This window comes from Microbacterium sp. JZ101, assembly GCF_053903175.1.
The window spans coordinates 403,292-418,022 of record NZ_CP096400.1; the positions used below are offsets into that span (position 1 = coordinate 403,292).

8 protein-coding genes are annotated in these 14,731 nt (G+C 71.0%); 6 read left to right on the plus strand and 2 right to left on the minus strand.

Going from position 1 to position 14,731, the window contains the following annotated elements; genetic code table 11:
* The first annotated feature begins 8 nt into the window (after positions 1 to 8).
* From recQ to M1D56_RS01825, 6 genes are all read left to right on the plus strand, one after another.
* Entirely contained in the window at positions 9 to 2,003 is a 1,995-nt protein-coding gene (gene recQ / locus M1D56_RS01800) for a DNA helicase RecQ (RefSeq protein WP_282979348.1), read from the plus strand.
* 141 nt (positions 2,004 to 2,144) lie between these two features.
* Positions 2,145 to 6,245: a choice-of-anchor G family protein gene (locus tag M1D56_RS01805; RefSeq protein ID WP_456284494.1), complete on the plus strand. Its 4,101-nt coding sequence runs from the start codon at positions 2,145 to 2,147 to the stop codon at positions 6,243 to 6,245.
* Between the two features lie 189 nt (positions 6,246 to 6,434).
* Positions 6,435 to 7,136, plus strand: coding sequence for a DUF5819 family protein (locus M1D56_RS01810; protein WP_310090260.1), 702 nt, complete (start codon positions 6,435 to 6,437; stop codon positions 7,134 to 7,136).
* A complete protein-coding gene (locus tag M1D56_RS01815) occupies positions 7,133 to 8,323 on the plus strand; it encodes an HTTM domain-containing protein (protein WP_456284495.1) in 1,191 nt (396 codons plus the stop codon). Before M1D56_RS01810 ends, M1D56_RS01815 begins: the two co-directional genes overlap by 4 nt.
* A gap of 75 nt (positions 8,324 to 8,398) precedes the next feature.
* Positions 8,399 to 9,823, plus strand: coding sequence for a DUF222 domain-containing protein (locus tag M1D56_RS01820; protein WP_456284496.1), 1,425 nt, complete (start codon positions 8,399 to 8,401; stop codon positions 9,821 to 9,823).
* A gap of 169 nt (positions 9,824 to 9,992) precedes the next feature.
* Positions 9,993 to 12,059 (plus strand): acyl-CoA dehydrogenase family protein, encoded by a 2,067-nt coding sequence (locus M1D56_RS01825; protein WP_456284497.1) that lies wholly within the window; start codon positions 9,993 to 9,995, stop codon positions 12,057 to 12,059.
* An 11-nt stretch (positions 12,060 to 12,070) separates the two neighbouring features.
* On the opposite strand, the gene M1D56_RS01830 is transcribed toward M1D56_RS01825, so the two are convergent.
* Positions 12,071 to 14,122: a SpoIIE family protein phosphatase gene (locus M1D56_RS01830; protein ID WP_456284498.1), complete on the minus strand. Its 2,052-nt coding sequence runs from the start codon at positions 14,120 to 14,122 to the stop codon at positions 12,071 to 12,073.
* A 10-nt stretch (positions 14,123 to 14,132) separates the two neighbouring features.
* Positions 14,133 to 14,690: a MarR family winged helix-turn-helix transcriptional regulator gene (locus M1D56_RS01835; RefSeq protein ID WP_456284499.1), complete on the minus strand. Its 558-nt coding sequence runs from the start codon at positions 14,688 to 14,690 to the stop codon at positions 14,133 to 14,135.
* Between the last annotated feature and the right edge of the window lie 41 nt (positions 14,691 to 14,731).

A 14,731-nucleotide genomic window follows, 5' to 3' on the forward strand; every position in this document is an offset into this window, starting at 1 on the left:
TCGAGGGCATGCCCGCGCATCTGCAGAGCGACCCCCAGGGCGATCCGTGGATCGTCGCGCGCATCCCCGACGACGACAGCTGGGTTCCGCCGGAGGAGCCGTACGACGACGGCCCGCCGGAGGGATGGATCCCGCCGGATGACGCGCCCCGGGCGCCCCGCGAGCCGTCCCGCGCGCCACAGGCCGCGCCATCCCGCTTCCCCCGCGCGATCGACGCACTGCGCACGGTCTACGGCTACGAGTCGTTCCGCGGCGATCAGGAGGCGATCGTCGAGCAGGTCATCGCGGGCGGCGATGCCGTCGTGCTCATGCCGACCGGTGGCGGCAAGAGCGTCTGCTACCAGGTGCCGGCGCTCGTGCGCGAGGGCACGGGGCTCGTCGTGTCGCCGCTCATCGCACTCATGCACGACCAGGTCGACGCGCTGCGCGCGAACGGCGTGCGGGCCGCGTACCTCAACTCCACGCAGGCGCCCGACGAGCGCGCCGCGGTCGAGCGCGCGTACCTCGCGGGTGAGCTCGACCTGCTCTACGTGGCACCAGAGCGGCTGAACGGCGAGCAGACTCTCGCACTGCTCGCGCGCGGAGCGCTCAGCGTGATCGCGATCGACGAGGCTCACTGCGTGAGCCAGTGGGGCCATGACTTCCGGCCCGACTACCTCGCGCTGGGCGGGCTCGCCGAGCGCTTCCCCGGCGTTCCGCGGATGGCCCTGACGGCCACGGCCACGCGCGAGACGCATCGCGAGATCACGGAGCGGCTGCGCCTCCCCGAGGCCAAGCACTTCGTCGCGAGCTTCGACCGCCCGAACATCCGCTACCGCATCGAGCCGAAGACCGACGTCCGTCGCCAGCTGCTGCAGTTCATCCGCTCGCAGCCCGAGGGATCGGCCGGCATCGTCTACGCGCTGAGCCGCAAGTCCGTCGAGCAGGTCGCGGCGTTCCTCGCCCAGCAGGGGATCGACGCCATCCCGTATCACGCCGGTCTCGACGCGCGGATGCGCGCGGCGCATCAGGCGCGGTTCCTCCGCGAGGACGGCGTGGTGGTCGTCGCGACGATCGCGTTCGGCATGGGCATCGACAAGCCCGATGTCCGCTTCGTGGCGCACGTCGACCTGCCGAAGTCGGTCGAGGGCTACTACCAGGAGACCGGGCGCGCGGGTCGCGACGGCGAGCCGTCGGTCGCGTGGATGGCATACGGCCTGGGTGACGTCGTGCAGCAGCGGCGGATGATCCAGCAGAGCGACGGCGACCGCGCCATCCAGCAGCGCCAGGGGCAGCATCTCGACGCGATGCTCGCGCTGTGCGAGACGGTCTCGTGCCGTCGGCAGAATCTGCTCGGCTACTTCGGGCAGGAGTCGGGCCCCTGCGGTAACTGCGACACGTGCCTCGAGCCGCCCGAGACGTGGGATGGCCTCATCGCGGCGCAGAAGCTCCTCTCGACGGTCGTGCGGCTGAAGCGCGAGCGCGGCCAGTCGTACGGCGCGGGCCACATCATCGACATCCTGCGCGGGGCGTCGACGGATCGCATCCGGAAGTTCGGGCACGAGTCGCTTTCGACGTACGGGATCGGGCAGGACCTCTCCGAGCAGGACTGGCGCAGCGTCATCCGACAGCTCCTCGCGCGAGGCCTGCTCGCGGCCGAGGGCGAGTACGGCACCCTGGCGCTGAGCCCGGCGTCCGCGGGCGTGCTCCGAGGCGAGACGGCGGTGCCGCTGCGGAAGGACGTCATCGGGCGCGCGTCGCGCGGTCCGCAGCGCAAGGCGAGTGCCGCCGATGCGCTCGCGCCTGAGAATCGTGACCTGTTCGAGACGCTGCGGGCCTGGCGGGCGGAGACGGCCCGCGAGCAGGGCGTTCCCGCGTACATCGTCTTCGGCGACGCGACCCTGCGTGCACTCGCGGAGATCCGCCCCACGACGCTGTCGCAGCTCGACGGCGTCACCGGCATCGGCGCCAAGAAGCGCGATGCCTACGGCGAGGCCGTGCTCGCCGTCATTGCGCGGCATTAGGCGACTCGCCGCGTCACAACCGGTATCCCACACTGGACACGCGTACTGATATAACGCCATACTCAAATTCGACGTGTGTGCACAGTGTGCCCGGGGGGTGCCCGTGCATGGCGTTCTCCCTACCCCAGAACCAGGAGACCCATGGATAACTCGACTGCGGGCGCGAGAGCGCCCCGCAAGCGAAGGCTCGCGCCTATCGCGACGCTGGCCGCGGCCAGCCTCGTCGCGGGCGGCGTCGCCTACGCGGCGAATGTGAACACGACAGGCGCGGCGAACGCCGCCGCTCCCGGTGCGGTCGGCACCGACCCGTCCGCAGCGCAGGGCCAGATCCTGCAGCTTGACACCAGCCTGCTCGGTGACCTCACGGTCGCAGATCTTGGGCACACGCTCACGAGCAACCCGAGTGGCACGGAGCTCGAGGACGACGGTGCGCTCAACCTCGGCGCGCTCAACGACGGGCTGACCGTCGACATCGGATCGTTGATCGGCCTGAACCTCATCGGTGACTCGACGGGGCTTCTTCGTCTCGGCGACCTCGGTGCGCTGCAGAGCTACAGCACGTCACCCAGCCTCACCAACTCGCGCGCTGTCGTCGGCTTCGCCGGTGAAGACGGCGTCGTCGACCTCGGCAACGCGGGTCCCAGCGGAGAGTCGGCCGTTCTCGACCTGACAGGCCTCTTCAGCCAGCTGCAGATCGATGGCCTGACTGATCAGATCCTCGATCAGGCGCGGATCCAGATCGGCGCACTGGGCGCCGAAGCGGAGTACGACGCAGGCACCCTCACCTCGCAGTACAAGGTGGCCGACCTCCAGGTCGACCTGCACAGCGCGCTGCTCGGCTCGCTGACGGAGGAACTGACCGACGTCGTCGGCAGCGCTCTGGAGCCGGTCGACGGTCTGGTCGGCGAGGGCGGCGTCCTCAACACCGCCGTGGGGCAGCTCAGCTCTGTGGTCGATGGCGTGGACCTGACGCTGCTCGGAACCGGTGTTCGTCTCGACTCCGACCCGACGCTCAGCGGTGTGCAGATCACAGGCATCCCCGAGCTGATCAACGGAGTTGTGACGGACCTGACCGGCGAGATCTCGAACACCTCCGGTTCGGTGAGCATCAACCTGGCCGACGGTTCTATCCATCTCGACCTCGGAGAGCTCGTGGTCGAGGGATACGGCGCGGACAACCTCAACTCCCTCCCCGCGAACTCGGAGGTCTTCTCGGAGGCGGTGGTCAATGCCATCACCAACGGTCTGACCGAGGCCGTCGTCGGTAGCGGCGAGAACTCGCTTGTGACGAAGCTGAACACTCTCCTCAGCGAGCGCATCTGGAACCTCGGTGTGGCCATCAACGTCAACGCCTCGGGTGAGCTGTGCGTGCTGGTCGGTTGCTCCACGCTGGCGGCCGCGGACATCACCGTCCAGGGGACGCTCGCGGAGTTCGCCGGGTACAACGGCGAGACGCTGGACAGCTCGAACATCAGCACGACGCTCAACCTCCTCGGCATCATCGACGCGGGCACGCTCATCAACGGGATCAGCGGGCAGCTCCTCGCTCCTCTCGTGAACAACGTCGCGGGCCCGCTGCTGACCACGATCACGGACGATGTGCTCGGTGCGCTGCAGGAGACGGTGCAGGCGGAGCTCGTCGAGCCGGTCGTCGGCACGGTCTTCAACCTCGTCGGCCCTGTCCTTGACGCGCTCGTTTCGCTGCGCATCAACGAGCAGCCGACTGAGGCTCCGATCGGCGGCACTGGCGACCTGCCGGGTGACAGCTTCACGGTGCGGGCACTGAGCCTCACGCTCCTTCCTGCGCTCGACGACGCGGTGAAGCTCGACCTCGCCTCGGCGACGGTCAAGGCACTCGCTGCGGCGCCGGTCATCGCAGGCACGGATCCGGCGTACTCGGGACACGACCTCCCGCTCACGGGCGCGGACTGGCCGGCTTCCTCCACTGTCTCGGTGACGCTTGAAGACTCCGAGGGCAACGTCGTTGCCGGACCGGTCGATGTCGAGACCGACGCCGACGGTGCGATCGTCGCGGGTGAGCTGCTCCCGCTGGGCGACATCGCGGCCGGCGACTACACGATTGTCGGCATCTCGGACGGGATCGTGGCGCGGGATGCTCAGACGGTGTACGCACCGACGGTCGCTGCGACCGAGCCGGCGACGGCCGGCACGGACGTCCCCGTGACGGGTGAGGGCTTCCCGCCCAGCACCCTCATCGAACTCGTGGTGGTCGACCCCGATGGCAACCCCGTCGAGGACGCTGACGGCAACGTGATCGTCATCGAGTTCACGTCGACGCCCGAGGGCGGAGTTCCCGCTGGCACGGTGTACCCGCTTCCCGAGGACGCCGTCGACGGCACCTACACGCTCGAGGCCAGTGACCCGGCCGTGGGTGGCCCGGTCGCCACCGATGACTTCCTCGTCGGTGACGGCTCAGACGTTGATGCAGCGGCGAACGCGGACGCAGAAGCAGACGTGAACGCCTCCGCCTCGGCTTCGGCTTCGGCTGACGCCACCGCCGACGGCGACCCGTCCGCTCAGGCCGCTGCTCAGGCAGCCGCACTCGCTGACGCCACGACCGACGCCTCGGCTGCGGCTGACGTGACGGCCGCTGCGGCTGCGCAGGCTGCCGCTACCGCTGACGCTTCGTCGGACGCTTCGGCGACCGCGGAGTCCGACGTGAATGCCGCCGCTCAGGCTGCTGCCCAGTCGTCGGCCGAGGCCGACTCGCAGGCAGACGCGAGCGCTGCCGCCGAGGCGAACTCCGCCGCTGCGGCAGAGGCAGCGTCCAACGCCGACTCGTCCACGAACGCGTCGGTCGAGGCCTCGGCCAACGCCAACGCATCGTCCTCGGCCGCCGCTTCGGCGAACGCCGACGCGGACAGCAACGCGGTGGCTGAGGCTGCTGCTCAGGCTGCTGCCTACGCCGACGCAACCGCGGAGACGTCGGCCGCTGCCGACGCCACGGCGAACGCTGCCGCGCAGGCGGCGGCGACCGCTGACTCGTCGACGAACGCGTCGGCTGACATCTCGGCTGACGCGAACGCATCGTCGGCTGCGGCTGCTCAGGCTGCCGCGCTCGCGGACGCGACGACGGACGCCAACGCAGAGGCCTCGGCCGCTGTCGAAGGCAACGCTTCGGCTGCCGCGGCTGCGGCATCTGACACCGACTCGTCCAACGAGGCCTCGGCGAACGCTGCAGCGGACGTCAACGCCGCGGCGAACGCGGACGCGGACGCTGATGTCAACGCTTCGGCTTCGGCGTCGGCTTCGGCGAACGCGGATGACAACAGCAACGCGTCGGCTCAGGTTGCGGCGCAGGCTGCGGCTCTCGCGGACGCGACGACGGACGCCTCGGCTGCGGCTGACGCGACGGCTGCTGCGGCTGCTCAGGCGGCGGCGACGGCTGACGCTTCGTCGGACGCTTCGACGACGGCTGACTCCGACGTGACCGCTGCGGCTCAGGCTGCTGCGCAGTCGTCGGCTGAGGCTGACTCGCAGGCGGACTCCACGGCTGCCGCCAACGCGAACGCCTCCGCGGCTGCCGCGGCGGCATCCAACGCCGACTCGTCGACGAACGCCACGGCTGAGGCTTCGGCTGACGCGACCGCTGAGGCTTCGGCTGACGCGACCGCTGAGGCTTCGGCTGACGCGACCGCTGAGGCTTCGGCTGACGCGACCGCTGAGGCGTCGGCTTCGGCCGATGCCAACGCCGCCGCAGAGGCCTCGGCCGCTGCCGACAGCTCGTCCGCCTCGGACAGCGACTCGGCTGCGGACAGCGACTCGGCTTCGGACAGCGACTCGTCGGCGACGGCCTCGGCCAACGCCAACGCGTCGAGCGACTCCGACGGCAGCGCGATCTCGATGGAGCTCGAGCACGACCGCCGCATGGTCGGGCAGGTGCAGATCGCCTACGGTCACGGCTTCGAGCCGGGTGAGACCGTCGAGGCGACGATGTACTCGACGCCGCACGAGCTGGGCACCCAGGTGGCTGACGAGAACGGCGACGTGACCTTCACGTGGACGATCAAGTCGGGCACGCCCACGGGCGACCACCGTGTCGAGCTCGTCGGCGCGACGTCCGGCTCGGTCGACGCGACCTTCGAGGTCTACGCGAAGTCCGGTCAGCTCTCGCCCACGGGCGGCGACCTGGCCCTCCCGCTCGGCGGTCTCGCCGCAGCGATGCTTCTCGGAAGCGCCGCCATCTGGATGATGGTGCGCCGCCGCGGAGCGGACGTCTGATCCAGACGTGAGAGCCGGGTGCTTCGGGCTGGCAAGGCCCGAAGCACCCGGTAACCTTTTGGGATATCGGCAGTGCCCCGGTGAACGCTCACCGGGGCACAGTCGGTTGGCAAGGAACTCCGGCCAGGGGAGGCGGCACCAGTGCCCGAAAAGACCGTCCCACGACGACGTGTGTACACGCGCGTCGTGATGATCCTCGCGGTGGCCTTCACGGCCTGGCACGTCTTCGCGTCGTTCCTCTGGATCGCGCCGTGGTCGCCGCTGCGCGAGGTCGTCTCGCAGAAGGCCCTCTCGGCGTACATGCTCCCGTTCTTCGGTCAGTCGTGGAGCGTCTTCGCCCCCGAGCCCATCAACGGCGACTACCGGTTCGAGGTCCGCGCGATCGTCGACGGGCAGGAGACCGAGTGGGTCAGCGCGAGCGACGTCGAGCTCTCGATGATCCGCTACAACCTCTTCACGCCGCGCGCCGGCATCCAGGCGATGGATGTCTCGAGCCAGCTCAAGGGCGCCTGGGCCGATCTCAACGACGATCAGAAGGCCGTCGCCGAGCTCAACTACTTCAAGGACGACTGGGAGGCGCGGATGTCCGAGGCCATGACGGCGTACGGCGACGCGGAGGTCGTCGACGCGTACGTCGCTCAGGAGCACCGCGCGACCGCCTACGCGACGCAGGTCGCCCTCGCGGTGTGGGGCGACGACGTCGAGCGGGTCCAGTACCAGGCCACGCGGCAGAACGTCATCCCGTTCGCCGATCGCCACGACCCCGAAGCCGAGCGCCCGGCCATCCAGTACTCGCCGACCGGATGGCGCGGGCTCGTGGTGAACGACGGGCAGTCCCAGCAGGCCTTCGAGGACGTCTTCCTCCCCGCCTACGAGCGGATGGCCGAATGAGCGCGCGCGAGAAGGCCGGGATCGCGGATCGCCTCGGCGAGGTGCGCACGATCGCCGCCCGCACGCCGCGCGCGCTCGGTCGTCTCGTCTCCGAGCTGCTGCGCATCGTGTGGGATGTCGCCCGGCGCGCGTGGCTCTTCACGGAGGCGTGGCTCCTCGACTCCAAGAAGTCGCTCTACGGGATCGCCGTCACGCGCATCCTGCTCGGCCTCACCGGCGTCGGCCTGCTCCTCACGAACTTCTCGACCCGCCTCTACACCTTCGGCTCGGGGTCGGCATGGAACGGCGAGGCTGCCGAGCCGGTCAGCGACTTCCCGAAGATCTGGCTGTTCGGACTGTTCGACAGCGTGCGCCTCGACGACGGCCTCTTCACGGTCCTGTACCTCGTGCTGCTTGCGCTGGCCGTGCTGTTCACGCTCGGATGGCGCTTCAAGATCGTGCTGCCGGTCTACTTCGTGCTGTGGGTCAGCTTCATCGAGATGAACGACGCCGTGGGCGACCAGGGCGACAACATGTACCGGATCGTGCTGATCCTGCTCTTCTTCGCCGACCCCGCCGCCCGCTGGTCGCTCGACGCCCGCCGTCGCGCGCGGGGCGGCGACCGGACCATCCTGCCGCGCGAGATCAGCAACCTCCTCCACAACCTCGCCCTCGTCGCGATGACGGCGCAGGTCTGCTTCGTGTACGTCTCGGGCGGCCTGTACAAGGCCGGCGGCGACCCCTGGTCGGGCGGCTACGCGGTGTACAACCCGCTCATGACCGAGCGCTTCGGCACGTGGCCCGTGCTGAGCGAGCTCATCACCGCATGGGGCCCGGCGGTGACGATCGCGAGCTGGGGGTCGATCATCCTGCAGATCGCCTTCCCGTTCATGCTCCTGTCGCGCCCCACCCGCATCCTCGCGCTCTTCGGCATCATGAGCTTCCACATCGGCATCGGCGTGCTGATGGGCCTGCCGTGGTTCTCGCTCGCGATGATCGGCATCGACTTCATCTTCATCCGCGACCGCACATGGCAGCGCGCGCTCGAGATCGTGAAGGGCAGCTTCCGCAGCGACGACGACGCGAAGCGGGAAGCGGCAGCGGAGACCGAGCCCGCATCAGAGGCGGACCCCGTCGTGAGCGACGATCGCGCGGAGCGCGGGCGGCCGGTCGGCGCGGGAGGCGGAGTGCGCGCCCGACGTCGCTAGCGCCGTTATCGATTCGTTACCTGCTGATGATGCGAATCTCTGTACGAATGTCGAGATCCAGAGTAGCATAGAGGCATGGAACGGATGTTCCCCGCGATCGATGAGGATCTGCGGGAGGCCTGCGAGGCACTCGAGCGGGTGTGCGACCGGCTCGAGCCCGGCGGTGCGGCTCCCGGCGAGCTGTCGTCGCTCCTCGCTCGCTTCGGCGAGGTGAAGCGGAGAGCGGATGCGGGGTTCGCGGCGGTCGCTGCGGAGGTCTCGCGGCAGTCCCGGCGAGAGCTCGGCAAGGACGGGTTCGCGCGCCGGCAGGGGTTCTCCTCACCCGCGGCCCTCATCTCGGCGGAGACCGGGGCCGCGACCGCGGAGGCTGCCCGGCTCATCCAGGTCGGCGAGGCGATCGCGCCGCGCGCCAACCTGGTCGGGGAGACCCTTCCCGCGAAGCATCCGCACGTCGCGGCCGCGATGCGGGCGGGCCTGCTCGGGATGGCGTCGGCCGGCGCGATCATCTCGCTGCTCGACCGAGTGGTCGTGCGCGCCGGAACGGCGGCGTGCGAGCGGATGGAGGAGATGCTCGTCGAGCACGCTCAGGGCCTCACGAGCGACGCGCTGCGGAAGCTCCTCCTCGAGGCCGAGGCCCGTCTCGATCCCGACGGCGCGGCGCCCCGCGAGGGCGCGGCGCACGCGGCCCGTCGTCTCACGTTCCGCCGCGACCGCGACGGCGGCGTCTCGTTCTCCGGCTGGCTGGATGCGGAGTCCGCCGCACCGGTGCTGACGGCGATCGACTCGTCGGTCACGGGCATCCTGCGTCGCAGAGAGCAGTGCGCCGATGAGGCCATGCGCGACGACCGCTCGGTCGTGCAGATGCAGGCCGACGTGCTGGTCGACCTGGCCCGCCACGGGCTCGGCTGCGAGCAGGTGCCGACGCGGCCCACATCGACCGTCGTGGTGCGGATGGCGCTGGATGACCTCCTGGCCGCGACGGGCGTCCGCCCCCTCGGCGAGGACGCCGCGGAGGTGCGCGTGCCGGGCGAGCCGGACGGGGTCGCGGGGTGCGCGGTCGGATTCGCGACGATCGACGGCGTCGAGCAGCCGGTGACCGCCGGGATGGTGCGGAGGATGGCCGCCGATGCCGACATCATCCCCATGGTGCTCGGCACGGGAAGCGAATGCCTCGACGTGGGCTACCGCTATCGGTCTTTCACTCCCGCGCAGCGGATCGCCCTCGCGGAGCGCGACGGCGGGTGCGCGTTCTGCGGAGCGCCCCCGGGGCACACGGTCGCGCACCACATCCGATGGTGGTCGCAGGGCGGTCGCACGGATCTCGGCAACGGCATCCTCCTGTGCACGCGATGTCACCATCGGATCCACGACGACGGGTGGGAGATCCGGATCGAGGGGGTCGGCCGCGACGGCATCCCGTGGTTCATCCCACCCGCGTGGCTCGATCCGCTGCGCGCGCCGCGCATGGGCGGCCGGGCGCGCTACGCCCTCACCGCCTGAGCGCGGAGGCGGCGGCGGACCACCGTCGTCCGCATCTGTCGCCGACGGACAACGCCGCGGCCGTGCGCCGCCGGGCCGTGCTGTGCGCCCTGGACAAACTCCCGGACGCGTCGTTGTCGAGCGCCTAGCGTGAAAGACATCCTTCCCACCCCGCAGAAGAGGTGTGCCCATGGTCGACACAGTCGTTCGTCCCGCTCAGCCTGGCTCGCGTCCGGTCGCCGCAGAAGCCGACGACGCCCGCATCGACATCCCGGCCGTGACCCGGATGCTCCTCGGCACCTGGGCGGACATCCGGCTCGAGGCGCGCGAGATGATCAAGGACTCGGCGTTCTGGCGCATCGACGGCCTCAGCCACCACGCGCACCGCGAGCGCGTCCTCGAGCAGACGCAGCTGCTGGCGGACGCCGGCGCCGGAGCCCGTGCGTACCCGACCGAGTACGGCGGTCGGAACACGAACGGCGGCAACCTCGCCGGCTTCGAGGAGCTCGTCCTCGCCGACCCGAGCCTGCAGATCAAGTCGGGTGTGCAGTGGGGGCTCTTCGGGAGCGCCGTCCTCCAGCTCGGGACGAAGAAGCACCACGACCGCTGGCTGCGCGACATCATGAGCCTCAAGATCCCCGGCGCGTTCGCGATGACCGAGAGCGGGCACGGCTCCGACGTGCAGTCGATCGGGACCACCGCCACCTACGACCCTGAGACGGAGGAGTTCGTCATCCACACGCCGTTCCGCGGCGCCTGGAAGGACTACCTCGGCAACGCGGCCGTGCACGGCAAGGCGGCGACGGTCTTCGCGCAGCTCATCTCGAAGGGCGTCAACTACGGCGTGCACTGCTTCTTCGTGCCGATCCGCGACGACAACGGGGTCTTCCTCCCGGGCGTCGGCGGCGAGGACGACGGCGTCAAGGGCGGCCTCAACGGCGTCGACAACGGGCGCCTGCACTTCCACCACGTCCGCGTGCCGCGCGAGAACCTCCTGAACCGCTACGGCGACGTCGCCCCCGACGGCACGTACTCGAGCCCGATCGCGAGCCCCGGCCGCCGCTTCTTCACGATGCTCGGCGCGCTCGTGCAGGGCCGCGTCTCCCTCGACGGGTCCGCCACCTGGGCGTCGGGCCTCGCGCTCAAGATCGCCGTCACGTACGGCAATCAGCGCAGGCAGTTCGACAGCGGAACGGGCGCCGGCGAGACCGTCCTCCTGGACTACGCCAAGCACCGTCGCCGCCTGCTCCCGCTCCTCGCGACGACCTACGCCCAGGCGTTCGCGCACGACGAGCTGCTCGTGAAGTTCGACGGCGTGTTCGGCGGCACCGCCGACACCGACGAGTCCCGTGAGGACCTCGAGACCCTGGCGGCGGCGCTCAAGCCGCTCTCGACCTGGCACGCGCTCGCGACCATCCAGGAGTGCCGCGAGGCCTGCGGCGGAGCGGGCTACATGGCCGAGAACCGCCTCGTGACCCTCCACCAGGACCTCGACGTCTACGTCACGTTCGAGGGCGACAACAACGTGCTCCTCCAGCTCGTCGGCAAGCGCCTGCTCTCGGACTACGGAAAGCAGTTCAAGGGCAAGGACGCACGGGCGCTCGCGGCCTACGCCGTGGGCGAGACAGCCGACAAGATCTTCCACGGCGCGGGCCTGCGCCGGCTGGGGCAGGCGTTCGCCGACCTCGGCTCGACCGCGCGCTCGGTCGAGCTGGGGCTGCGCGCCCACGACCAGCAGGAGCTCCTCACCGACCGCGTCCAGCGGATGGTGGCGGATGTCGCGGGCCGCCTGCGTCTCGCGTCTCGCCTCTCGCCCGCACAGGCGGCAGAGCTGTTCAACGAGAACCAGGTCGCCCTGCTCGAGGCCGCCCGCGCCCACGGCGAGCTGCTGCAGTGGGAGGCCTTCACCGATGCCGTGGAGCGCGTGGAGGACGAGGGTACCCGTCAGGTGCTCACGTGGCTCCGCGATCTCTTCGGCCTCGGGCTCATCGAGAAGCACCTCGCGTGGTACCTCCTGAACGGGCGCCTGTCGACGCAGCGCGCGGCCGCCGTGTCGAGCTACATCGATCGTCTCTGCGCGCGGCTCCGCCCGCACGCTCAGGACCTCGTCGACGCGTTCGGCTTCGAGCCGGAGCACGTCCGGGCGCCCATCGCGTCCGGGCAGGAGCAGGCGCGCCAGGAGGAGGCGGCGGCGTACTACGCGGCCCTCCGTGCCAGCGGCGAGGCTCCGGTCAAGGAGAAGAAGCCCGCGCGCTGACGGCCGCCCGGTCAGCGCCTGCGGAGCGCGATCACGGTGAGGTCGTCCTCCGGCGTCCCGTGCGACGCGAGCTCGACGACCGCCTCGACGGCCTCGTGCGCCGAACGCGCTGAGGACACCCGGCGCCACACGGGCGCGAGGTCGTCGAGCCCGCCGCCGACCGCATCGAGCACGCCGTCGCTCACGACGAGCAGGATCTCGCCGGGGGCCAGACGCTCGGCGCCCGCCTCGCGCTGCTCCTCTGGCGCGATGCCGAGGGGCAGGCCGCCCGCGGGGAGGCGCCGGACGTCGCCCTCCGGCGGGACGATTGCCGCGAGCCCGTGGCCCGCGTCGGCGTAGGCGATCTCTCCGGTCGATGCGCGCACGAACGCGCGGAAGGCCGTCACGAAGGCACCCGCATTCGCGAGGTCGGCGTCCATGCGGCGCTCGGTCTCGACGAGCGGCCGCACGACCTCGCCGTCGGCGCTGTGGGCGCGCAGGAGCGAGCGGGTGGTCGCCGCGAGGATCGCCGCGCCCATGCCCTTGCCCATGACGTCCGCGAGCGTGATGACGGCGCCGTCCTCGACCTCGTGCCAGTCGTAGAAGTCGCCGCCCACCGAGCCGGCCGGCACGAAGCGCGCAGCGAGGCTGTAGCCGGGCAGCCGCGGCTGAGCGACCGGCAGGAGGGCCGCCTGCACCTGCGCGGCGCGCTCGAGCTCGGCGCGCTCGAGCGTGACGTCGCGGAGGACGGTGACGACGCCGCCTCCCGCGCGAGCGGGCAGCCGGGCCGTCGTGAACGCGACGGTGCGCTCGTCGGCGATCGGCGGCCGCACGAGAAGCGGCAGGTCCTTGACGTCCTCGCCCGCGAGCGAGCGGCGGAAGGGGAGCTCGTGGTCGGGCAGGGGGCTGCCGTCCAGATGACGGAGCCCCGCGAGGTCATCCGCGGCGGCCGTGCCTTCCGCGGGCTCTGCGTCGTCGCCGGTCAGGAGGCGCCGTGCCGCGGGATTGCGGACGACGATGCGGCCGCCGCGGTCGACGACCCGCACGCCCTCCGTCATCGTGTCGACGATCGTGCGCAGCAGCTCGGCCTGCGTCTGGGCGCCGTCGCGCGCCTCGCGCAGCGCCGTGGCGAGCGCGTGCCGGTCGTCCCTGTCGAGCGCGAGCGCGAGTCCGATCGTGCACACGAGCACGGTGTAGAGCTGGGCGACCGCGATCTGCGTCGTCGCATCGTCGAGCCCGAGGAAGGGGCCGATGCCGCTGGCGGTCAGGGCGATCGCGACGACCGCGACGAGGGCCCCGTGTCCGATGACGAACCGCGCCGGGAGGCGCACGCCCGCCCAGCAGGCCAGTGTGAGCAGCGGGAAGACGACGGTCGGCTCGGCGAAACCCGCGAACCAGGCGGCGTGCACCGCGGGGGAGAGCACGAGCACCGCGAACCACTCGGGCGGGCGCGAGGCGAGGCCGCCACCGAGGTCGGACAGGCGGAGAATCGGGAGCCCCGCGCGCCGACGACGCACGCTGTCGCCCACAATGAAGCCGAGGGGCACGAGCACGACGATGCTGCCGAGATTGCGCGCGCACCACAGGAGGACGACGTTCCACTGCCATCCGGTGCCCGAGAGGAGTCCGTCGACCTGGATGAGCGGCGACGAGATGAGCGGGCCGGCCACGGCCGCGAGCAGGAACCACCACAGCTCGCGGCGGTCGAGAAGGCGACCGGCGCGGCTGAACCAGACGCGCGGGCAGCGCCGCGCCAGCACCGCGCGGCACACGATGGCCTGCACGACGGCCGCGAGCCCGCCGAACACGCTCTGCAGCGGGGTGCCTCCGGTCGCCGAGACGACCGCCCACGTGAGGACCCCCATGAGCGCGAGGTCCACGGCGATCCACGGACGCCGTGCTCGCGCGACCATCCACAGCACCGAGACGCCGGCGGCCGGCCACACCATGCTGATCCCGCTGTCCGGCAGCACCGTCAGGCGCCCCGCGACCGCGGCGAGGGCGTACGCGAGGGCGAACCCCGCGAGCAGCGACGCCTCCGAGACGACCGTCACGGCCATCCGCGCGGGGCGGTTCGCGGTCATGGCGCTGTCCTCACTCCGGGGTGTCGGGCGCGGGCGCGGTGGCTGCGAGGGCCTCGAGGAAGCGGATGACGACCTCGCGCTCGTCGGGTGCGAGGGCCGCGGCGACGTCGAACCTCCGTGCATGCGTGCGACCGACGCTCGCCCGTGCGGATGCCCGCGTCTCCTCGGTCACCTCGATCGCCAGGCTCCTGCGATCGTGGGGGTGGGGGAGGCGCCGGATGTGGTCGCCGGCCGCGAGACGATCGAGGAGCTTGGTGGTCGACGCGGTCGAGATGCCCAGGTGGGCCGCGATCGAGCTCGGCGTCACGACCGCGCCGTGGCGCTGCGACGCGATGATGTAGCGCAGGGCGCGCATGTCGGTCTCGCCGAGCTTCATGTAGCGGCGCGAGGCCTCGCTCATGGCGCGCTCGGCGTTCCGCCAGGTCTGCAGCGCCTCGAGCACGCGCACGACCTGAGCGAGCTCGTCGTCCGTGAGGTGCGCCCGCTGGACGAGCTCCTCGTCGGGATCGATCACCCGGGGATCGAGCATCGAGAACCGCTCGTCGCGGGGTGCGTGGTCTTCTGGCACAGCGTGAGCTTACCCTCCGTCGGAAAATCAGCTATGTTGAT